17 protein-coding genes, 1 pseudogene and 1 riboswitch are annotated in these 21,047 nt (G+C 52.2%); of the genes and pseudogenes, 4 read left to right on the forward strand and 14 right to left on the reverse strand.

All coding sequences use genetic code 11. The annotated features are described in order from the left end of the window. Nucleotides 1–45: 45 nt before the first annotated feature. Both DZC51_RS09095 and DZC51_RS09100 read right to left on the reverse strand, forming a co-directional pair. Nucleotides 46–1,601 (reverse strand): IS3 family transposase gene (locus DZC51_RS09095; RefSeq protein ID WP_157294948.1). Its coding sequence is split into 2 segments (ribosomal slippage): nt 46–950 and nt 950–1,601, totalling 1,557 coding nucleotides; the frame shifts between segments, so codons are not numbered across the junction. A 109-nt stretch (nt 1,602–1,710) separates the two neighbouring features. Beyond that, nucleotides 1,711–2,250: an integrase gene (locus DZC51_RS09100; RefSeq protein ID WP_157295069.1), complete on the reverse strand. Its 540-nt coding sequence runs from the start codon at nt 2,248–2,250 to the stop codon at nt 1,711–1,713. A 379-nt stretch (nt 2,251–2,629) separates the two neighbouring features. On the opposite strand from DZC51_RS09100, the pseudogene DZC51_RS09105 reads away from it, so the two are divergent. Beyond that, nucleotides 2,630–2,860, forward strand: a pseudogene (locus DZC51_RS09105) (KGG domain-containing protein); the annotation flags it as partial. A 40-nt stretch (nt 2,861–2,900) separates the two neighbouring features. Beyond that, on the forward strand, nt 2,901–3,131 hold the full coding sequence (locus DZC51_RS09110) for a KGG domain-containing protein (RefSeq protein ID WP_157295071.1): 231 nt from the start codon (nt 2,901–2,903) through the stop codon (nt 3,129–3,131). 144 nt (nt 3,132–3,275) lie between these two features. Here DZC51_RS09110 and DZC51_RS09115 read toward each other — a convergent pair whose 3' ends face one another. From DZC51_RS09115 to DZC51_RS09145, 7 genes are all read right to left on the reverse strand, one after another. Next, nucleotides 3,276–3,473 (reverse strand): DUF2188 domain-containing protein, encoded by a 198-nt coding sequence (locus DZC51_RS09115; protein ID WP_008296913.1) that lies wholly within the window; start codon nt 3,471–3,473, stop codon nt 3,276–3,278. Nucleotides 3,474–3,935: 462 nt separating this feature from the next. Next, nucleotides 3,936–8,303 carry a S8 family peptidase gene (locus DZC51_RS09120; RefSeq protein ID WP_157295072.1) on the reverse strand — a complete coding sequence of 1,456 codons (4,368 nt, stop codon included), beginning with the start codon at nt 8,301–8,303 and terminating at the stop codon, nt 3,936–3,938. A gap of 681 nt (nt 8,304–8,984) precedes the next feature. Further along, nucleotides 8,985–9,455 carry a 6,7-dimethyl-8-ribityllumazine synthase gene (gene ribH, locus DZC51_RS09125; RefSeq protein ID WP_157295073.1) on the reverse strand — a complete coding sequence of 157 codons (471 nt, stop codon included), beginning with the start codon at nt 9,453–9,455 and terminating at the stop codon, nt 8,985–8,987. Between the two features lie 13 nt (nt 9,456–9,468). Next, nucleotides 9,469–10,662, reverse strand: coding sequence for a bifunctional 3,4-dihydroxy-2-butanone-4-phosphate synthase/GTP cyclohydrolase II (locus tag DZC51_RS09130; protein WP_157295074.1), 1,194 nt, complete (start codon nt 10,660–10,662; stop codon nt 9,469–9,471). 17 nt (nt 10,663–10,679) lie between these two features. After that, complete coding sequence (ribE, locus tag DZC51_RS09135) at nt 10,680–11,324, reverse strand: riboflavin synthase (RefSeq protein WP_157295075.1); 645 nt, start codon at nt 11,322–11,324, stop codon at nt 10,680–10,682. A gap of 680 nt (nt 11,325–12,004) precedes the next feature. After that, a riboswitch (FMN riboswitch) is annotated at nt 12,005–12,140 on the reverse strand. 139 nt (nt 12,141–12,279) lie between these two features. Continuing rightward, nucleotides 12,280–13,059 (reverse strand): enoyl-ACP reductase FabI, encoded by a 780-nt coding sequence (gene fabI, locus DZC51_RS09140; RefSeq protein WP_157295076.1) that lies wholly within the window; start codon nt 13,057–13,059, stop codon nt 12,280–12,282. A 125-nt stretch (nt 13,060–13,184) separates the two neighbouring features. Continuing rightward, complete coding sequence (locus DZC51_RS09145; protein ID WP_157295077.1) at nt 13,185–13,907, reverse strand: gamma-glutamyl-gamma-aminobutyrate hydrolase family protein; 723 nt, start codon at nt 13,905–13,907, stop codon at nt 13,185–13,187. Between the two features lie 194 nt (nt 13,908–14,101). Between DZC51_RS09145 and DZC51_RS09150 the strand changes: the two genes are divergently transcribed. Continuing rightward, nucleotides 14,102–14,311, forward strand: coding sequence for a cold-shock protein (locus DZC51_RS09150; RefSeq protein WP_008296927.1), 210 nt, complete (start codon nt 14,102–14,104; stop codon nt 14,309–14,311). Between the two features lie 41 nt (nt 14,312–14,352). On the opposite strand, the gene DZC51_RS09155 is transcribed toward DZC51_RS09150, so the two are convergent. Continuing rightward, nucleotides 14,353–14,541, reverse strand: coding sequence for a zinc-finger domain-containing protein (locus DZC51_RS09155; RefSeq protein WP_157295078.1), 189 nt, complete (start codon nt 14,539–14,541; stop codon nt 14,353–14,355). 98 nt (nt 14,542–14,639) lie between these two features. Between DZC51_RS09155 and DZC51_RS09160 the strand changes: the two genes are divergently transcribed. Further along, nucleotides 14,640–15,026, forward strand: a complete 387-nt coding sequence (locus tag DZC51_RS09160) for a reverse transcriptase-like protein (protein ID WP_157295079.1) — start codon at nt 14,640–14,642, stop codon at nt 15,024–15,026. 90 nt (nt 15,027–15,116) lie between these two features. On the opposite strand, the gene DZC51_RS09165 is transcribed toward DZC51_RS09160, so the two are convergent. The 4 genes from DZC51_RS09165 to DZC51_RS09180 all read right to left on the reverse strand — a co-directional run bounded on the left by DZC51_RS09165 (nt 15,117) and on the right by DZC51_RS09180 (nt 20,953). Further along, the gene (locus tag DZC51_RS09165; protein ID WP_157295080.1) at nt 15,117–15,716 is read right to left on the reverse strand and encodes a metallophosphoesterase family protein; all 600 of its coding nucleotides are present in this window, start codon (nt 15,714–15,716) and stop codon (nt 15,117–15,119) included. Continuing rightward, the gene (locus DZC51_RS09170; RefSeq protein WP_157295081.1) at nt 15,713–16,417 is read right to left on the reverse strand and encodes a DUF421 domain-containing protein; all 705 of its coding nucleotides are present in this window, start codon (nt 16,415–16,417) and stop codon (nt 15,713–15,715) included. The genes DZC51_RS09165 and DZC51_RS09170 overlap by 4 nt, the downstream gene beginning before the upstream one ends. An 88-nt stretch (nt 16,418–16,505) precedes the next feature. Then, complete coding sequence (locus DZC51_RS09175; RefSeq protein ID WP_157295082.1) at nt 16,506–17,333, reverse strand: sulfurtransferase; 828 nt, start codon at nt 17,331–17,333, stop codon at nt 16,506–16,508. Further along, nucleotides 17,330–20,953, reverse strand: a complete 3,624-nt coding sequence (locus DZC51_RS09180) for a dynamin family protein (RefSeq protein ID WP_157295083.1) — start codon at nt 20,951–20,953, stop codon at nt 17,330–17,332. Before DZC51_RS09180 ends, DZC51_RS09175 begins: the two co-directional genes overlap by 4 nt. Nucleotides 20,954–21,047 lie beyond the last annotated feature (94 nt).

Genomic DNA, 21,047 nt, shown 5'->3' on the forward strand with positions numbered 1-21,047 from the left:
TGAACTGCACCCGGTCAAGCAGACAGAGGAAATAAGTAAAATTGATTAAGCGGCTTCAGTCCTGTATTCAATGGGACTGAGGCCGTTTAGTCGTTCCTGAAGACGGTCGTGGTTATAAAAACGGATATATGCATCAACGGCGTTCTTAAGCTCATCAAACGATTGATATGTACTCAAATAATACTCTTCGCATTTTAAGGCAGCCCAAAAAGACTCCATCGGCGAATTGTCGATGCATCGGCCAACCCTGGACATGCTTTGCGTGATGCCAGCCTGATCTAGTTTGATCTTGAATTGCCTGCTGGTGTATTGGAATCCACGGTCACTGTGGAGAATCGGCTGGGCACCTGGTTCAGCCCGCAGGGCTTGATCCAATGTCTCGAATACCAATGCATTGTTGTTGGAACGGCCCAGGACATAAGAAACGATGGAACCGTCATGGAGGTCACGGATTGCACTCAGGTATGCCTTGGATTCAACACCGTACTTGAACTCCGTGACGTCCGTGACCCATTTCTGATTGGGCTTGTCCGCAAGAAATTCCCGGTTCAGAATGTTCTCCGCCACGTGTTGCGGAGTGGATAGAAAATAGCGTTTCTTTTTACGGCGGATGACCGATTGGATTCCACCAAGTCTCATCAGGCGGTATACCCGCTTGTGATTGAATTTGCGGCCATGCCTGCGTTCAAGTACCATCTTCATTCGGCGGTATCCGTAGATGCCTTTGCGCTCCTTGTGAATCTCCCGGATGTCTGTAAGGAGTTCCTGGTTCAATTGCTCTTCTTCCGTGGGAACTCGGTTCAGCCATTGATAGTAGGAAGATCGGCCAATGCCAGCGAGTTCACACAATAATTCAATGGGATGTCCTTCCGACTCATGGACCTCGCGGATAGCCAGATAACAGTTTTCCTGCCGGACCCCGCTTAGAAACGCCTCCTTTCGATTTCGTCCAACTTTTTTAGGAGTGCATTCTGAGCCCGAAGGCGCTCATTCTCCTTCTCAATCCGCTTGATCTCCAACTTCAGACGCTCCTCGCTGGTCAGCTCTTCGTCTGCCTTTTTGCGTCCGCGTCCGTCCTTCAGTGCCTCTTCCTGGCCTTCTTCGTATTTCTTCACCCACTGGTAGACCTGATTATAGGAAACCTTGTAGGTTTCGGCTGTTCCCTGATAGTCCTTGCCGGATGCGATACATTGCTGGGCAATCTCAACCCGCTCTTTTAAGGTCGTCTTCCTTCCCTTGGTCATGGGATCCCTCCGTTCCTTAAGTCCCTTGGGGACTTCTCCATGACCATTATACTTTTTCAGCCAATCCCTCAAAACAGAACGGTCGCTGATACTGTATTTGATAACAATTTCACTGGGTGTCAGTCGACCGCTTAAGTAATCCTTAATTGCCGAGAGCTTCAGTTCCTTTGAATAAGAATTCCATCTCGAACGGGGCTTAAGACCGGTTTCTCCAAACGATTTATATAGGATTAGCCACTGTTTTAATGTGCTTTCTGACAATCCAAATTGCCGGCAGAGTCGGGCTTTCGAGATTCCACTCTCATAAGCTCGGATGACCTTCATCTTTTCTTCAAGAGAATATCCTTTGTAAGCCATAGGAAAAGCTCCCTCCAAAGTAAACAGAGTTTTGTTTTTTCCTCTGTCTGCTTTGAAGGGAGCATATCAATCAAGGGATGGTGTTTTTCCTTAGAACAATTTCTTCAAATCATTCGCCCACATCTTCTCCGGCTGCTGCCCGGTATACTTTGATCTTGCCGGCGAGGCGGCGTTCATAGGTGGAGAATGACTGGCGCCTGATCGCCTCGAAATCAAGTTCGCTGATCAGGCGGTGTTTTCGGTTTAATTCTGCTGCGTTGTCCCATGCCGTCTTCTCGGCAATCAGATTCCGCTCTTCTTCATAAATAATCTTTGCCATATTTTCAGGATTGCGTTCAAGGACTTTAGGCGGCGTCGATTTCTTCATCTGATAAACTTCCCGTGAAAGCGGCAGCCCTGCAAGAAGCGCCCTGCGATCCAATGCATGGCCTAGTTCGTGCATCGTAATTGCAGCCACATATGTTTTAAGTGAAACCGTTCGCTTCTGCTCTGCAACTGCCTCAGGAATCCGGTCAGGATCATACGTGATATAGTCATGGATAAAGTGGTAGGTCATGTTAATTCCGTTCCTCTCTAAACGGACTTCACGCGTTACCCCGACACGGACCATCGTCTCACGGATGATCTTCTCTATTTGGTGTCGTTTCACTTTCTCATTTCCCCATTTTTTATTCTTTTTGTTTAGCCTAATGTTATTTTACTATAAGTTCCTGTTTCTCGCATCTAGATGTAATTGGCAATAGAATTAAAAGAATCAATAACTTGTGACTTGTTAAATATAGTGTTGTTTCAAGATGTCCAAAATCGTTCAAATCCATTTTAAACCGCGGTATATTCATATTTATAGTATATGACTGATAGATTAAAAATATTACAAATGTTACGGTTCTTCTTCTTTAGTTTAGAAGTCACAGAACCGGAAATACAGAGGGTGAGGCTGCGATAGCTTCTTTCCAATAATAATATTTGAGGAGGAATGCAACATGGCAGACAACAACAAAAACAATAAGATGTCGAGAGAGGAAGCAGGCCGCATGGGCGGTGAAGCCACTTCCCGCAATCACGATCGTGATTTCTATGAAGAAATCGGACGTAAAGGCGGAGAGGCCACTTCTGAAAACCATGACAGTGACTTCTACTCTGAAATCGGCAAAAAAGGCGGAGAAGCCACTTCTGAAAACCATGACCGCAGCTTCTATGAAGAGATTGGCGAAAAAGGCGGCAACGCACGCAACAACAACAACAATAATAACAACTGATTGAGCACTCCACTAACCGATTAATAAAGGAGGAATCAACATGGCAAAGAACAACAATAACAATAACAACAACCGCAAAATGACAGTTGAAGAAGCAGGCCGAAAAGGCGGCGAGGCGACCGCGGAAAACCATGGCCAGGAGTTCTACGAAGAGATTGGACGCAAGGGTGGAGAAGCCACTTCCGAGAACCATGACCGCAGCTTCTATGAAGATATCGGCGAAAAAGGCGGCAAGGCCCGCAACGACAATAACAACAATAATAACAATTAATTAACGATGTTGCAAAACACGGGTGAGGTTCTCCTCCCCGTGTTTTTTCTGTCTTTTGATGTGAAGAAAAACCGGAGAGCAGCTTAAGCTACTCTCCGGCCAGTTGGTCGGCAGGATAAATTATTCAGATAGATAAAGACATGATTAATACTTGCGTTTGTCGACCACCTCGTGTGCTTCATCACAGATCTCGATCTTGCTCGGGCTGTTTGCCTTGGCCAGCATGATGGCTTCGGCAATCGCCTCGTCCTTATAAATAAAAAGCTCTTCCAAATCCTGATTGCCCATGGTAATCATCCAGCGAGAAGCTTCCTTGTCCGGTGCAACACGATAGCACTGCATGAACGGTTTCCACTCCTTGTAAAATGGTCCCGGCTCGGCCGGGTTTAAAGCTTGTTATTATTTTGTATCCTATTCACCAATTTGTCAAACTTTTTTTAGGACTTTTGGACATGGCATAATTGTATGTAAATCCAGGTTGCCATGTGAAATTTTTCCCAAATTCACCCTTGCAGTCACTCATCCCTTGAAAGGTATAGAACTGTGAGATTTTCTGTGTCTTATCCAACCACTCCATCATAGAAGAAAAACCGGAATCAGGGTATCGGGCAAGCGATGGAGAACGATGTTGCCACCCGCGTGATTGCCCTTTCCCGGTTTCTCATTCGTCCCGGATTATCATTTACTGAGTCTTTTTCGGCATTCAGCCCGACATCCTCCTTTTCGATGTCTGCAACTCCCCTGAAGCAGGAGATCGCAAATAGAAAAAGCACCCTGGATCTTTGGATCCAGGGCGCTCTCTCCTCAATCGATATTGATATAGATCTTGCCGTCCGCTGTTTTGCGGGCTTCGTTTCCGAAGTCGTCCTTCACTTTTACTTCCAGTTGCGCGCCGTTCGCCTTCATGTCTGCCGGTGCGGTCCAATAGCCGACATAGTGGCCCGGCGAGGCTTCCGTCATCGGAAGCTCAGTCGCATTGGCCGGAAGATTCGTCAATGGCATATGAATGACGAAGCTTGCCTTCAGTCCAGGCTCACTGTCAAACTCGAACTTGAAGGATTGGCCTGTTTTCAGGTTGACGTCTTCAGCAGGAACCAGGTTCTCAATGGCCGGTGCTCCATATTTAGCCTGGATCGTGACGCTTTTCGTCACTTTGTTTCCTGCCGAATCCTGTGCGACCACGCGAATCACATTTTCCCCATTATCGAGGAGGATGCGCTTGGAGTATTTACCGTCGCTCACTTCAGCCTTCTGTCCGTTTACCTTTACCCAATCAAGATTGGCATCGGACACAGAACCTTGGACCGTGACGGTCTCGCGGTTCGTCTTTTCGCCGTCAGCCGGGCTATCGATCGTGAGCTCAGGCTTCTCGGTGTCCAGCGTCACAGAGACCGGAGCGGAAACGCCGGTTTCCTTGCCGTTCAGTAGTGAAGCAGCCGTGAACGTGTTTTCGCCTTCGGCAAGCGTTACGTCAAACGAGAACTTCCCGTCGTCGCCCACTGTAGCCGTACCGACTTCTTCACCATTGTTGTCGAGGCGGATCTCGGTTGTAGCCGATGCCGTGCCCTCGACAGTGATGTCCGCTTCGTTCGTCAGTTGGCCATCGGATGGGCTCGTGATGACCGGAGTCGCGACTTCATAATCCACGCGTGCGCGGATCATATAGTTGCCCTCTGCCGCAGGTGCCGGGGACCATGCACCACCGACGAACTGATAGCTGCGCTTGGCATTCGGTCCGTTTTCATCCGTTGCGAGACCCGGAGTGTTCGGGTTCGGATTCGACTGAATGTAGACCATGTAGAAGTCTTTGCCGACATTGATGCCATGTTCTTTAAGGTCGACAACCGTCCATTCCCCGTTGCGGAGAGCTGTCGCATCGAATGGTCCGGCAAGTTTCTTGCCAGGCGCTCCGTCAGCGCCGGAAGCATCCCAGACTTCAACTGCAAAGTCTGTTCCGCCCGGCACCGGCCATGAAGTATCCCAGAAGCGGAAGACCCCGGCGGAGACGATGCCTTGCTCTTTGCCTTCAGGTAGGGACATTTTAACTGCCCAGCCGTTGCCCGCATCGTAGAATGCACGTGCGTTCTCGCCTGTGCCGTCATCATAGCCGATTTCCCCGCCCGGTACCGTGTAGAACGGCTCGAGTGTAATGTCTTGTACAGCCGGTTCGCTGCCGATTGTGACATTCTCTTCTTTGCCGTGGTAGCCGGATGCGACGATTTTCAGCGTGTAGTCGCCTTCATAGGCTTCGATCTCGTAGCGTCCTTCCGCATCGGTCGTGACCGGAGCGATGTTCGCATCTTCCACAAGGATTACGGTCGCGCCTTGGACAGGCGAACCATCCGAAGAATCCGTGATGGTACCGCTGACCGTGTTCATCGGAATTTCTTCAAGGGTGAAATTGGCTGTCGCCGTTTCATCCGCACCGACGGATACGCTTTGGTTTTCAGAACGGAATCCGTATGCTTCGGCTACAAGCGTATAGTCGCCTGCAGCAGTGCGCATCGAATATGTTCCATCCGCAGGATTCGTGTAAACCGAAGAACCTGTTTCGAGTACGCTCACCTGTGCATTAAGAGGGAGAAGAGTTGGAGCAGGCTTCTGGCCGTCTTCTACAGGCTTCACTTCATTTTTCGGCATGACCGGCTTGATCGTTGTCGGATCTATCGGATCGCCTTTCTTCAGCGCTTCGTTTTCCTTCTTGATCACGCCGAGCTGGTTGCCGTTATTTTCGGCTTTGGCATTGCCCTTGGTCTTGCCTTTGGCTTTGCCCTTGCCTTTGACCGCCGCGGATGTGGACTCGGATGTGTCAGAAAGGGCGACATCATCGAGGTACCATCCATCACGGGTCACGCTGCCGTCCGAATAAGCATTGAAGCCGATATAGACACGCTGCCCGGCATACTCGGAAAGGTCCACTTCAACATCCGTCCAGCCATCTGACTGGCCCTGAACCATGTGGAGCTGTGTCCAATTCTCGTAATCCGTGGAGATGACCACATGGCCATAGTCCCATGCGCGTCCAGTGGACGTGGACTGTTCAAAGTTGTGCCAATGCTTGAACTGCAGGTAGCTATTGCCTTCCGGAAGGTCGACCGGAGGCATGACGAGCGTCGCATTCATGCGGTTCGCATACTGGCCAGCGAGATTGGTTGCATAGACGTTCTCTCCGGAGGCCGCATTGCCCGGCCCGGAAGTCGGTACGCCCTGCTCCCAGCTATTTTCTTCACCGAACGATACCCATCCGGTCGCGTCCGCTTCAAAATCTGTCGAGTAACCGGTTGTGATGCCCGGCTTGACTATCACCGAATACTCGTCGGACGTCACTTCGTTGTTGCCGAAGTCATTGATTGTGAATGAGTAGTTGAACTGCTCGCCACCGATATGGTCACCCGGTACGGTGATGGCATAAGTGCCGTCCGTAAAGCTGCCCGACGTGCGGACGAGTTCTGCAGACTGCGCGTTGCCTTCTGCATCGGTGTAGTTGATGACTGCCGAGCTGACCGAGATGTTGTCGGTGATCCCGACAGCAAGAGTGAGGTCCATGCCGGCATATGTCTCAGTAGGTGCCGTGTGGCTGAACTCAGGTGCTTCCTCGTCATCGCCTTCCTTCATGACCTGGCCTTCAATCGTGCCGATGCCTGACATGAGAGAGGACACGGCAGCCATCGCGTCAACAAGACCATAGCCGTAGCCGTGGTTCGGAACTGTCGGATATTGGCTGTCCGTCAGAGGAACCGCTGTGTCGAGAAGGATCTGTTCCATTTCATCAACAGTGATGTCAGCATCCACCTGGCGGAGCAATGCCGCAACGGCAGAAACTGCGGGACCTGCCATCGATGTACCGTTCCAGCCGCCCTCATAGCCGCTGCCCGGAACCGAAGAACGGATATTTACGCCAGGCGCGGAAACGTCCGGCTTGATTTCGTCATAAGGAGAAGGTCCGCGGAGTGAGAAGCTTGCGACTTTGTTGTTGATGTCAGTCGCACCCGTTGCGAAAGATTCAGGATAGTTGGCAGGTGCAGCCACAGATCCCGGTCCGCCAGGATTGAAGAGTGTCGTATTGCCTGCGGAGAACTCAGGGAAGATCTGAGCCGCGCGCCAGTTTTGGACGACTTCGCGGTACCATTCGTCAAGGCCCGGTCCGCCGCCCCACGAGTTGTTCACGACATCTGGTGCCATGTCGACGCGGGCATTGCCCTCCGAATCAGTCGGTGCAAGAATCCATTGTGCCGCTGCCAGGAGGTCACTGTCTGTGCCGCCCGCTGCAGTAAAGGCTTTGACAGCGATCCACTTCGCTCCCGGTGCGACACCGACTTGGTTGCTGCCGTCCGGCTCAGCGCCGACCATCGTACCGGTCACGTGCGTGCCGTGGCCCTGGTCATCATAAGGTGTCGTGTTTCCGGCCGTTGCATCGAACCAGTTATAGTCGTGGTCCGCTTCGCCGGTCGCCGTGTTATAGCCCCGATACTTTTCCTTCAGAGCCGGGTGGTCCCACTGAACACCGGTATCGATGCTCGCGACAACCGTACCCGTACCGTCGATGCCAAGGTTCCATGCTTCAGGAGCCTTGACCCGCTCGACGTTCCACTCGACGTTTGCAATTTCGGCCTTCGGCGTTTTAGCCTCAGGCGTCTTCGTCACGAAAAGCTGGCGGTTTTCATCCGGAAGAATCTTTTCGACTTCACTGAAGCTTGCGATCTTCTCGGCCACTTCCTTCGTCGCTGTCACCGCCATGCCATTGACGATGTGGTAAGAGCGGACGTTTTCGGCTTTACCGCTCTTCTCAAGCGTAGTCAGATACTTTTTGACATCTGCCTGCGATGTCTGCGCGGTCGCCTTAAGTTCGGAGACAACTGCCGAACGGGTCGCCATCTTGGTCTGGTGCGAGGACAGCTCAGCTTTCTGTGCTGATTTCCTTGCAGCGGTCGCGGCCTTGACAGTATCGGCTTTGTCCTTGAACTTGATCAGGAATGTGACTTTCTCATCATCCTTGAACTCAGTCAGGAGCCGGTCGCTGAGTTTAGCCTGCATTTCCTTGGCAGTGTCAACCGCCGACACACTCGTCCGCTTTTCCGCGGACACGAGGCCCGGCGCGATCAGTGACGACACCATCAGCACCGTGGCGGCCATGCTCAGTAACTTCGTGGATTTCTTCTTCGATCCCGGCATTGCGTTTCCTCCCCTTCGAATGGTGTTGCCCGGTCCTGTTCAGGCCGTCCATTCCCCGGGAAGAAAAAAGACGGCCCATGCCCCACTCCTCCTTTCTGTTCTCGAGTGTCCGATCATGCTGCCGTCTTGCTTCTGTGTTGTTAGCACTACTATACATCCTAAAAACTGATATTTTTGAATAGTCAAAAGCCAATCAAAACAAATGCTTCATTAGGACCGTTTGGCACTGGGAAGAAAGCATTATCCAAAAAATGACTGATTCAGAGAGGTAAACATTTATTTCCATACAGGGCAAGGGTTTAACGATAGGACTTTCGGATATGCAGGAATGCATATTTTTCTTTAATTTGGAAAATGAACCTTTTGGAGGATTCTCCTAATTTTTGCAAGAGGCACTCCATTTTGCGCGATGGGACAATCGGGTCCTAAAGTAATCGGTCATTGTTTCCGAATGAAACTATTTACATACCGTCTGCAATAACAGAACATCATAGAGTCCTTAATCTTTGGAAACTCCGACTTATGTAACAGGTACCTTTTCTGTTGCTTTTAGGGGAGGCTTGTCATCTTTCTGTAACACCTTTAATTTCAATCCTGAATAAGGCAAACAAAAAAGCAGGCCCCGAATTCGGAGACCCACCAACTTAGCTTAAGTTTGTCTGATATGAAACAGTAAACTCCTCAATCCCTCAGTTGACGCAGCAAATTTGCCATCTCAATAGCGGCTGTTGCGGATTCGGCGCCTTTGTTTCCTGCTTTTGTTCCTGCACGTTCGATGGCCTGTTCGATCGTATCTGTAGTGATGACGCCGAAAAGTACCGGGATGCCGGTATCTGCGGCGGCTTTGGCAACACCTTTTGCAGCTTCCGCGCATACATAGTCGAAATGGGCTGTAGCGCCGCGAATGACGGCTCCAAGAGTGATTACGGCATCATATTTACCCGAGGCTGCCAGGTTCTGTGCGGCCAACGGGATTTCAAAGGCTCCCGGCACTTTTGCCACATCAATATCTTCTTCAGCTACGCCGTGACGGCGTAGTGTATCCAAAGCGCCTTCAACCAGCCGGCCGGTGATGAATTCGTTGAACCGCCCGGCGACAATAGCGATTTTCAGATCAGTTCCTACGAGATTTCCTTCCAATACGTTAACCATTATTTTGTCCTCCTCATACGTGGAGCAGATGCCCCATCTTGTCCATTTTCGTATTCAGGTAGCGATGATTCTCCTGCACGGGCTCCATCTCGATCGGAAGCCGCTCCGTGATGCGTATTCCGTATCGGATGAGCCCTTCCACTTTTCTCGGATTGTTCGTCATCAGACGGACATCGTCAATTCCCAGGTCTCTCAGCATCTGCGCCGCGGCTGCGTAATCCCTCATGTCATCCGGAAAACCGAGCCGTTCATTGGCTTCCACGGTATCAAGACCTTCTTCCTGCAGTTTGTACGCCTTCAACTTATTGATGAGGCCGATTCCTCGCCCTTCCTGTCTCATATAAAGCAGGACCCCTGCCCCTTCTTCCTCCATTTGGCGGAGGGCGGCATGGAGCTGGGGACCGCAGTCGCATCTGCGAGAGCCGAAAACATCCCCGGTCATGCATTCCGAATGGATGCGTACAGGAACGGACTTGCCTTCCCGAATTTCTCCCTTGATCAGCGCAAGATGCTCCTGGCCGGTCAGCCGGTCAGTATAGCCGATCATCCGGAATTCCCCGAATTCTGTCGGCATCCGGACTTCCGCTTCCCGGGAAACCAGGCGTTCATTCGTTTTCCTGTACTCAATCAGTTGCTTGATCGTGATCAGCTTCAGTCCCAACTCCCCTGCCATTACAGTCAGCTCGGGAAGCCGCGCCATCGTGCCGTCGTCATTCATGATCTCACAGATGACACCGCCCGGGGAGTGACCGGCCAGTCTTGCCAGGTCAACAGCAGCTTCTGTATGCCCCGGCCTTTGAAGAACCCCGCCCGGTTTTGCAATCAGCGGGAAGATGTGGCCGGGACGCCGGAAATCTGTAGGTTCCGCATGATGGTCCATTGCGTGGCGGATCGTCTCTGCCCGCTCCCCGGCACTAATACCGGTAGTCGTATGAATGTGATCGATGCTGACGGTGAAGGCAGTGCCAAATGTGTCGGTGTTATGGTCAACCATCAGCGGGAGATGCAGGGCTTCCGCCTTTTCTTCAGTGATCGGCATGCAGATCAGGCCACGGCCGTATTTCGCCATGAAGTTTACCGTTTCTGCATTCGTCAGCTCCGCAATAGAGACAAGATCTCCTTCGTTCTCCCGGTCTTCGTCATCCGTTACGATGACGGGCCGGCCAGCTTTCAATTCTTCCAGTGCTTCCTCAATCGATGAAAACATCTCATTCTCCCCTTTCATCAGGCAAAGCCGTTTTCCTTGAGCGTGCCGAGTGACAGGCCGTCTGATCGTCCGGCTGAGGGCTGCAACATCCGTTCCGCATACTTTGCGAGGATGTCACACTCCAGGTTGACCAGTTCCCCCGGCATTTTTGAACCAAGGATTGTGGAGGCGCTTGTATGCGGGACAAGCGAAACAGTGATAGAATCTGTCCCGGCGTCGAACACAGTCAGCGAAGTCCCGTCCAGCGCGACGGATCCTTTACGGACCAGGTAGAGCGAGAACTCATCCGGTATAGCAAGCTCCAGGTAAATCGCGTTGCCTTCCGGCCGCCTGGAACGTACCTTCGCCGTGCAATCGACATGACCGGAAACGATGTGGCCCCCAAGACGCCCGTCGGCCCTGAGTGCGCGTTCCAGGTTCACCCGGGTTCCGTTTTTAACGGACGCAAGTGACGTAGCCTTTAGTGTTTCCGGCATCAGATCAGCCTTGAAGGCATCCTGGGTGAATTCGGTCACGGTCACACATACACCGTTGACTGCGATGCTATCGCCCAGCCGGACGTCTTCCAGTACGATAGATGCGCTGATTTCCAGCGTAGCTGCGTCCCGCCCAGGTTTTACCGACCGGACAGTACCGATTTCTTCAATAATTCCGGTGAACATTGAATCATCCTTTCTTTGGAGGTGAGATGAGAGGCGTTCTATCCGGAACTGCGGTTGAGCCCGGAAAAAACACGGAACGGATGCCGTCTTCTAACCGGCGATCCGCTGCTCCGGTTCAGGGATATGAACTGGAGCAGCATCGCGAATTCGGGTGATTCGTGTTCATTAAAACTTAAATGGGGTTTTTCCTCCGCGGGGCAGACGGGAGGTCAGGAGAGGATAATTGTGAAGGTTTAGTTAAAGTCCCGATCAGAACAGCCTCGTGACGGCTTCTGAGCAGGAGTCTGACTATGCGATCTTGTTCGTTGCGGTCGCCGGGTCCGTGATGGACTGGGATCCTGCCATCGGCTGAAACGGCAGAATGGCTGTAAGAGAGGGTTTCTATCGAACAGTAAAGCAAGGACGGCCATACCATTACCATGGACCACCTATTTTTTCGAAATGATTGGTCTTTACGCAGTGGAGCTTCTGCCGGCTGATCAGGAAATGCCTGGCCGACAGGCTGTTCAGCAGGTGGCTTTAATTGCTGCATTCAGTAATCTTCAGTCAAAAAAGCAGCACTCCTTTTAATCTATAAACAATCAGCCCTGGTTCCGCAAGAACGCAAAAGCCCCGCATCAGAAACGATACGGGGCAAAAAGCATAGCTATATAAACGTCGAACACTGGTGTGTTCAGACGCGGCTCCTTCTCCCATCCAGACTTTCACTGTCGGTCCCGGAGTTGCACCGGGTCCACCGTACGAATACGGGTCACGGACTGAGGGCATGCGCCCATCACCGCCGGCCGGGAATTTCACCCTGCCCCGAAGGATTGCCTATTCAAGTATGCTGTCATTGTTTCACAATTAAATATACAGTACAAGAGGAAATAACTGTTTTGGTGCGATTGAACCATAAAGCTTAATCCAAATATTTAAAACCGGAAGGCAATTAGCCTTCCGGTCTGATGGGCAGTCACCCCATAATATGATAGCCGCCGTCGACATAGATGACTTCGCCTGTAACACCCGTTCCCATATTGGAAAGGAGCGCAACAGTCATGTCGCCGACTTCCCGCTGATCCACATTGCGCTTGAGCGGTGCGGTTTCTTCGATCTGGTGAAGAATGGTGTTGAACGAAGGAACTCCCTTCGCCGCCAAGGTGCGGATGGCACCTGCCGATACTGCATTCACACGGATGCCGTCCTTGCCGAGATCGTTTGCAAGGTAACGCACCGATGCTTCAAGAGCTGCCTTCGCGACACCCATCACGTTGTAGCCATCCAGGACACGCTCCGCACCAAGGTACGTCATCGTCACGATTGCCCCGCCTTCGGTCATGTAAGGTTTCGCTTCCCGTGCGACCGCGACCAGTGAATACGCGCTCGTGTCCTGTGCGAATGCATAGCCGTCCCGGGATGTCTCAACAAAGTCCCCTTTCAGGTCTTCCGCTTTCGCGAATGCCACCGAGTGGACGATACCATGGATTGTTCCGACTTCTTCCCCGATTGCGCGGAAAGCTTCTTTGACGCTTTCGTCATCATTCACGTCACATTGGACGATCAGGCGGGCATTGTACCCTTCCTTGTCGAGTGCGCGCTCCAGCTTCGTGCGGGACCGCTCCTGGCGGTTGGTGAAGATCAGGTTCGCGCCGGTTTCATGCAGTTGCTTGGCGACTCCCCATGCAAGGCTTCGCTCATTTGCGACGCCCATAATCACGATGTTTTTTCCTTCCAGTTTCAGCAGATCTCCCATTCTGAATACCTCCCGGACATTAATACCAGTCATTAGCATCTGGTGCTAATGAGAGTATAGCATAGGAATACGGACCAGAGTGCAGAAGAAATAAAAAACGCACCGGATATTCGGTGCGCGGCAAATCATGATTTACTTTTCTTATACTCCTCAGCGGCTTTGATAAATCCTTCGATGATTGATTTCGAGGGCTCATGACCGTTGAGTGCGAAATTCTCCGGGTGCCACTGGGTTGCGAGGACAAAACGCTTATCCGTCATTTCGATCGCTTCGACCAGTCCGTCCGGTGACTGGGCCGCGATTTCAACGCCTTCCCCGACTGTCTTGATCCCCTGGTTGTGGGAAGAATTGACGCGTGTCCGGCCGCCAGGGAACAGCGGCGGAAGAATCTCGCCTCCGATGATATCCACATGGTGGACCGGATGTTCACGTCCGTGTTCCTGCTTGTGCTTGAGCGGCTCATCCAGCTGCTTTTCAATGCATTGATAAAGCGTGCCGCCGGTCATGACGTTGAGCATCTGCGCCCCACGGCAAGTACCGAAAAACGGCATATCCCGGGCCAGAACATTTTTGATGACACACGAATCAAATTCGTCCATCTCGAAATTTAGCTGTCCTGTTTCCGGCATCGTCTCCTCCCCGTAAAGGTTCGGGTCGATGTCCCACCCGCCCGTCATGATGACACCATCCACCATGTCCAGCACGTCGTCCAGATACTCGGAGGGGACGATCGGAAGCATAATCGGGATGCCGCCTTCCTGAATCACTACTTCAGGATACACGGGCTGCAGTTTATAGTCGTATAGGTTTTCCTGCTGTTGAGCAGTTATGCCGATAATCGGTTTCATATCAATCATCTACTTTCTGAGTTTATGAATACTGATTATGTTGTTCCCGCTTTCAGGCATCCGGTAAACTTGAAAAAATACCCTGATTCCTCGGAATATTCCCGCTTCCGTTGACGCTCAATGTCGGTTCATGTATATTGAAGGGTAGTTCCGGCCATGCTGGACAAAGACATTTGCGCTTTGGAGGGATGGGCATGTACCAGGGCAAGGTGAAATGGTTCAGCAATGAAAAGGGCTACGGCTTTATCGAACTCGATAATGGCGAGGACGTCTTCGTTCACCATACCGGGATCACCGGTGAAGGCTTCAGGACTCTCGACGAAGGCGAAACCGTCTCGTTCGAAGTGGTGGAAGGCAACCGCGGTCCCCAGGCGGCAAATGTCGTGAGATTAGACGCACAATGATATGAACAAATCCCGCTTTGCACAGACGCAGAGCGGGATTTTCATTGGCCGAGCTTATTCAGTTCCGAACCGAGGAAACGGAGCTGCTCCCCTACGGTGCATTGTTTGATGCAGAAGCGGTGGGCAGTTGACTTTCCCTTTTCCGTCCGAAGCTGCTTTTTCAGAAAGCACCCGTCGCAGTATCGGTCCAGCAGCTCATCAATGTCCTGGATCAGGTCAATTTTATTCAACAGCGTTCACTCCAGTTTACTGATTCCCATATTGTACCGGCTTCCTGCTCCTATTTCAAGCGGACGGGGCTTCCGGTTCAGAAAGAGAAGGTGCTTTTATGCTTGAAGTTTATATAGACGGAGCGGCAGCCGGCAATCCGGGTCCTGCCGGCATCGGGGTCTTTATCCGTGGCGAAGGCAACGAAGTCAGGATATCCGAGCCCATAGGAGAACTCGATAACCATACCGCTGAATTCCAAGCACTTGTCAGGGGTGTCGAGGAAGCATCAAAATTGTCGAACGGTATGGTTTCGGTGCGCTCAGACTCGAAAGCGGTCGTCACCGCAGTCGAAAAACGTTATGCGAAAAACCCCTTACATATGGATATGCTCAATCAGGCGCTCCAAATCGCGGACGAGTTCGACTTTTTCTTCATCAAGTGGATACCCGACAGCCAGAACCGGGCCGCGGATTCGCTTGCAAGGGCTGCCATCCGGAGGAAGTGATGTTTAGTATGGCCCGGGAATAGCAGGCGGATTCGTGTGGAACCGAACAGAAAAAAAGGAAGCCGGGGATTCCCCGCTTCCTTTTTTCTCTTAGTCCATGACTTTCTTGAAAATGGCGGTCCCTGCATCGGAGTCGTAGAGCACCCAGTTGCGGTCTCCGACAACGGCACCGACATTCACGAATGTACGGCCTTTCGTTACATCGTACGGAACACCGAAGCCAACCTCTTCCACCTGATTATTGATGGACAGCCCCGAATCGTGACTGTGACCATAAAAAATCAGATCCGGCCCGGTTTCAGGAAATACGGGCATCCAAGGATCTCCCCCCCATTCCCACTGGTGTCCATGGATCACTATAGCCGTCTTTCCGATGCCGATCCGTTCTTCCATCATGCGGATCCTCTGCAGGAGCGGCTCGTCTGATTCAGTGATCTGGGCGATCCGCTCTTCCTGATTGCCCCGGACCGAAGGAAAAGTCAACATTCCGATCAGCTCATCAGAAAACAGCATGACGTCCTCGAGCCTGCTGAATCGCTCAAAGGGCGCACGCTTTTTGCTGATGATACATTCAAACAGATCACCGGTGCCGATCAGCTCGGCATCCGGTGCATATTTTTGGATATCATTCAGGACATCCTTCAGATCCTCCACGGATGAATGGATGTCTCCCAAAAGTGCGTACCTCATTCTCTACCCCCAGCATCAGTCGTATCGGCGTAGGTACGGATATAAAAGCCTTCTGTCTCGGACCATTCACAATATAGAATTTGATCTAGATCGTGATACCCTTGGTCTGCGAGTTGGTCATGGAGCCACTGTTTGTTTTTGCCGACCAGCTCCAGCATATCCTCTTTGACGAATCCGCCATCGATCAGCAAGACGGACGGATCTTCCTCCGGCTTTTCAACATTCAGGTCTGCGGCAGTTGCCGGCTTGTACTTGGCATACGTATTGATTGAGACGGAACCGCCTGGCTCGATCACCAGGTCTTTTACCTCTCTCAATGAAAATACACCTTTTTGCCGCAGCATGATTCGGAGCTGCTCCATTTCCATCATATTGCGGTCCATCCTCTTCGTGTTCAGCTTGCCATCCTTGATGATGTAGTCCGGCGTACCCATGAGGGCAATCCGCGCCCTGTCGGACTTCTCAGCGATTTTCTCAATGGCGAAGACGATAAGTCCAAATAATATTAAAGCGAAGATAAGCATCCAAATAGAAACTTTATCGTCATAGATGGATTCTTCCAGAATCCCTCCGAATATGAGGAGATAGACGATATCAAATGGTGTCATCTCCGCGAGTTCCTTCCGCCCGAGAATGCGGATAATAACGAGCAGGAATGCAAGCCCGATGACGAGTTTTCCTGCAATGAGTAAATAATCCAAGGCAATCCCTCCGTGACAATGATTCTTCCATTATCAAGGTAGTTACCCTGTTACTAAATATTTAAATCTGGCACAGTTTGGAAGAGTGTCAGTCGCTCTTTTTATCTACAGGATTATCCGGATCGGACACCCAGTCGCTGTAGCTTCCGACGTAGAGACGCAGATTCTCCTGCCCGATATGGTCCAGCATGGCGAAGAGCGGAGCGGCGGTCACGCCGCTGCCACAGTATACCGTCACTTTTTCGTCGACGGAAACGGTTTCTCTAAGAGATTGCTCCGTCGCTTCTCCGGTATCAAAGTAACCTTGTTTTTTTAGACGTATCCAGTCGAAGTTCCGGGCACCGGGTATGTGGCCGGCGACCGGATCCAATGGTTCATGCTTTCCAAGGTAACGCTCGGGGGCACGAGCATCCAGCAGGACACCGTCTTCACGGCCTTCCGAGATAACCCTTACGTCTTCCCGGGATGCCAACAGATGTTCCTGCCAGTCCGGCTTCACCGCTGAAACCTGCGGACGGCACGGCTCGGCATCGACCGGATAACCGGCTGTCCGCAGACCATCGAACCCTTCTTTTAGGATATAAGCCTGAGTGAATCCGCCATACCTTAGAAGAAAATAAGCCCGCGCTGCGAACGGCTCGCCTCCTCCGTCATAAATCAGGATCCGATCGTCCAGCGACAGTCCGCTCCGTCTGAAGAGTTCTGTAAGCTGCTCGCGCGAAGGCATCGGGTGACGTCCGCGATCCGATACCATGTCCGACATGTCTTTTTCAAGGTCCCAGTAAACAGCACCTGCAATATGGCCTTCTTTATACGCATTTTTGCCTTCTTCAGGGTCACTGAGCGAAAACCTGGCATCAATCAGCTTGTAATAGCCTTCCGACAGGTCGTCCACCGATTTGAATACGTGCGTCACCTGGATCCCTCCATTTCACAGATGGCTTCATAAACCTCTTTCCATTCCTGCAGATTCACAGTCTTTTCAAGCACTTCCCGCTCGGAAGCGATGCGGGCAAGCGCGCCTTGCAGCAGATGCTGGCGAAGACCTTCCGCTTCAAGTTCCGTCCATTGTGTAAAGTCTTCGATCATCCGCTTCTTCTCTTTCTCCACGTAAGCCTCTGCATCCTCCCTCGCAACGGCTTCAAGTGCATCCCGGAGCTTATCGCGCCCGCCCCCCTCGAAGAAGTCTTTATCATTCTTATACAGTCGGTTGACAGAGGCGTACTTATCCGGTTCCGGATAAACTGCCGGGAATGCAAGACTTCCTTTGTCCCGGGGCTCGTACGGTGTCAGTGAGAACATGGCGTCCATGTCACGGAGTCTCCGCTGTTCCTCGGTGAACCGCAAGCCCAGACGCCGGATGGTAAAGTTCATAAGCCGGAAGTCGGTAACCTTCATTTCTTGTACAATGTCGAAACCTACCGCATCAAGTGCTTCGCGCAGTGCGATGGAGAGGGCTTCCCTGGACGGCTTGGACGCGAAGGTCGCCGGGTTATACGCTTCTCCGAAAAACTCATTGAATCGGAAGAATACCCGCTGAAGCACATAATACAGCAGCTCGTCCAGCTCGGCCTTCGAGTCGTTGAGGATGACCGGTGCAGCCGATTGCACATAGCGTTTCCGCAGTTCCTGCTCAAAACGGCGGAGCTCTTCCATCCGTTCCGCTTTTCTGGACCGGTTCCGCTCTGTCCGTTCGATCAGTTCGCCGAGCCGCTCCGCAGTCTTGCGGCTTTCTTCATTGAGTGCCTGGACCGCCAGCCCGCTCAATTCATCGCCGAGGAATCGATGGAACGCTTCTTCGAATTCCGGCATGCCGGAGGCGAAATCTGTTCGCTCCTGCTTTTCTTTTAATGCAAGCAGGCTAGAGATGCCGTAGAGCCGCGGATTGCGGATGCCAAAGCGCTGAAGTTCGCTGCCGACATATTGCTTGACCATGTCCGATTCCTCTTCATTGGCGGCGAGGTCGATCGCGTTGACGAGGAAGAACATCTTGTCCATCTCGAACGCATCTTTCACACGGCCAAGCTGGATAAGGAATTCCCTGTCCGCAGCCGCGAACGCATGGTTATAGTAGGTCACGAACAGGATTGCGTCTGCATTGCGGATGTACTCAAACGCGACATCGGTATGCCGGGCGTTGATCGAGTCTGCCCCTGGCGTGTCCACAAGCGTGATGCCGCGCCGCGTAAGTTCGCAGTCATAATAGAAGTCGATCGATTCGACAAAGCAGCTTCGGCTTTCTTCGGCCACATACTTGCGGAACTCGTCTTCCTCCACATTTACCGTCTGGCCGAGGAGCATACCGCGTTCCGGATAACCGTCGCGGAATGCCCGTATAAACGAGCGGTGCAATTGCTTTCCGTCTTCGATGTCTTCCTTGCCGATTGCATTATCAGCCTGCCGGAATGCTTCATCGAGCGAGCGGACGGTCATGCCGAGCTGGGCGAACGCGCGGGTGACGTCATCCGTCATGGCTTCAGTTGATTTCAGATGGATGTCTGCGGTTCCGCTTTCGTGTTTGGCGCTCGCCGGCCGGATCCGGTTGATGGCGGCGGTGGTCGGATTCGGGGATACCGGAAGTACCGATTCCCCGATCAGGGCATTGGAGAACGACGATTTCCCGGCACTGAAAGCGCCGAACAGGGCAATGGTAAAGTCCTGCTTACCGAGCCGCTCGGCTTTCCGCATCAGGTAATCAGCGGTTTCCTTAAAGCCCGGAATTGGCCGGACTTTCTCGGCGATCAACGATGCCTGGCTGATGGCCCCTTCGGTGTCGACATGTCCGATTTCTTCCCGCACGGCTTCATCTTCTGTCCCTGTCTGTTCCTCTTCCTTGTCAGGTGCCATTGACGGGTCGAATTCAATGACCGACTCCATCATCGTACGTTCTCTGGCCTTCCAGTCTTCGGCGAGCTCGCCGGCTTTCTTCGCCAGTTGCCGATTTGGTGCCTCCAAGGATTTGCGGAAGTTCTCAATCTCATTGTCGGCTTCTTCGATCGCGCGGATCGCATCCGCTTTTCTGCCGAGCACGGAAGACTGTTGAAGCTCGGAATCCGTGCGCTCGTTGGCTGCATCGGCAATCCTCTCTGCCTGCCCGCTTTTCCATCCGTCGGTTTCTCGGATAAACCAGCGGATGGTGGACTGCCGCACCGATTCCGTAAAGTTCAGAACGGTATCCCCCGTGACGAGGGCCCCCTGCGGAACCTGGCTTTCGATGACCGAAAGCGGCAGATCAAAATCCATACCGTCGATTCCGAGCGCTTCTTCATCAGTCAGCAGGCCTGCTTCCCTGAGTGCCGTCTTCATCAGGCCGCGGAGGTGGACCGACACTTGCGCATCTGCAGTTTTCCGGTATGTGGCGAGAACCGCTTCCGCCCGCCGTTGCCGCTCCTCCTCGGTCTTTTTCCCGCTGAACAGGAAGCCGACCTTGAACGACTTGGATTGCGCTTCCAGGTAATCCTTCATGAGATCGCGGACTTCAAAAGGCATGAGCCCCGCATTTTCAAGTAAATCCTTCCGCTTTGACTCGAAGTCATCCTGCCAGCGCTCAGGTGACAGCAACTCGACCCGCCTCGATGCATCGGCCGCCTCTTCCTTGATTTCCTCTCGGCGGGTCCATTCCTCTTCGGACAGAATATCCGCATAGGTCGACTTCCGCTCTTCCCGCTCATCCTCAAGGAACCGGATATGCTCATCGGCAAGCTTCCGGAGTGTGCCCTCAGCCGCTGCCTGAAGCGATTCCTCACGATTATTGATGGATGTCGCGACCAATGACTTCACCTTTTCAAAATCATTGTTCGGAAGGTCCTTCTCGCGGAGGGAGGTGAAGAAGATCCCTTTCGGATGGACGCCCCACGAAGCGAACGATTCACGTACGGAGTTCCTGAAGTCTTCAAAACTCAGCTCGGCCTCCCGGTGCTTATCAATCTGGTTGACAATCAGGTAGACATTCTCGTTATAGGCCATGAGGTTCTTGGTGAACGTGAAGTTGAGCCCAGATTGGACATGGTTGTAGTCCATGACGTAAAACACCAGGTCCGCCACGTGCAGGGAAGATTCCGTCGACAGCCGGTGGGCATCATCAGTTGAATCGACGCCCGGGGTGTCCATGACGGTCACGCCTGCCGGAAGTGCGGAATCTTTATGGCCCACCTCGATTTCGGAAACGGCCTGGCCATCTTTCGAAAACTCCTTCACATATTGGACGTCAATATCACCCGAGAACCGGATCGGCGCCCCGTCCGTCCGGTGGATGATGGCGAAATCATCATCTGCTTTATGTACATTTACGATATTGGCACTTGTCGGGATCGGCCCGGTCGCCAGGATGTCCACCCCGGTCAGGGCGTTGATCATGCTGGACTTACCCGCAGAGAAATGGCCCGCGAATCCGACAATATAATCGTTTCTCATCAGTTTCCTTGCAAATCGCTCCGCCTTCTCAGCGCGCTCCCGGTCCCCGTTCTTGCGGAACAGTGCTGCCAACTGTGCAGCCTGCCGGATCAGTGGTTCATGATGCTGTTCAAATTGCGCCATTGGCTACAAATCTCCTCTACGTCTGTTTTCTTGTGCTATCATATCATTTTTTCACTGCACCGTGGCAGAGCGGGGATATTTGGGATAGAGGCGC

Source organism: Bhargavaea sp. CC-171006 (genome assembly GCF_009761675.1).
Taxonomy (GTDB): domain Bacteria; phylum Bacillota; class Bacilli; order Bacillales_A; family Planococcaceae; genus Bhargavaea; species Bhargavaea changchunensis.

Excerpts from the sequence above, each read along its gene's own strand:
- DZC51_RS09165 (WP_157295080.1), bottom strand. The coding sequence starts at position 15,716 with ATGAGGTACGCACTTTTGGGAGACATCCATTCATCCGTGGAGGATCTG.
- DZC51_RS09110 (WP_157295071.1), top strand. The coding sequence starts at position 2,901 with ATGGCAAAGAACAACAATAACAATAACAACAACCGCAAAATGACAGTT.
- DZC51_RS09180 (WP_157295083.1), bottom strand. The coding sequence starts at position 20,953 with ATGGCGCAATTTGAACAGCATCATGAACCACTGATCCGGCAGGCTGCA.
- DZC51_RS09160 (WP_157295079.1), top strand. The coding sequence starts at position 14,640 with ATGCTTGAAGTTTATATAGACGGAGCGGCAGCCGGCAATCCGGGTCCT.
- DZC51_RS09115 (WP_008296913.1), bottom strand. The coding sequence starts at position 3,473 with ATGCAGTGCTATCGTGTTGCACCGGACAAGGAAGCTTCTCGCTGGATG.
- DZC51_RS09120 (WP_157295072.1), bottom strand. The coding sequence starts at position 8,303 with ATGCCGGGATCGAAGAAGAAATCCACGAAGTTACTGAGCATGGCCGCC.
- DZC51_RS09150 (WP_008296927.1), top strand. The coding sequence starts at position 14,102 with ATGTACCAGGGCAAGGTGAAATGGTTCAGCAATGAAAAGGGCTACGGC.
- ribH (WP_157295073.1), bottom strand. The coding sequence starts at position 9,455 with ATGGTTAACGTATTGGAAGGAAATCTCGTAGGAACTGATCTGAAAATC.
- DZC51_RS09130 (WP_157295074.1), bottom strand. The coding sequence starts at position 10,662 with ATGTTTTCATCGATTGAGGAAGCACTGGAAGAATTGAAAGCTGGCCGG.
- fabI (WP_157295076.1), bottom strand. The coding sequence starts at position 13,059 with ATGGGAGATCTGCTGAAACTGGAAGGAAAAAACATCGTGATTATGGGC.
- DZC51_RS09145 (WP_157295077.1), bottom strand. The coding sequence starts at position 13,907 with ATGAAACCGATTATCGGCATAACTGCTCAACAGCAGGAAAACCTATAC.
- ribE (WP_157295075.1), bottom strand. The coding sequence starts at position 11,324 with ATGTTCACCGGAATTATTGAAGAAATCGGTACTGTCCGGTCGGTAAAA.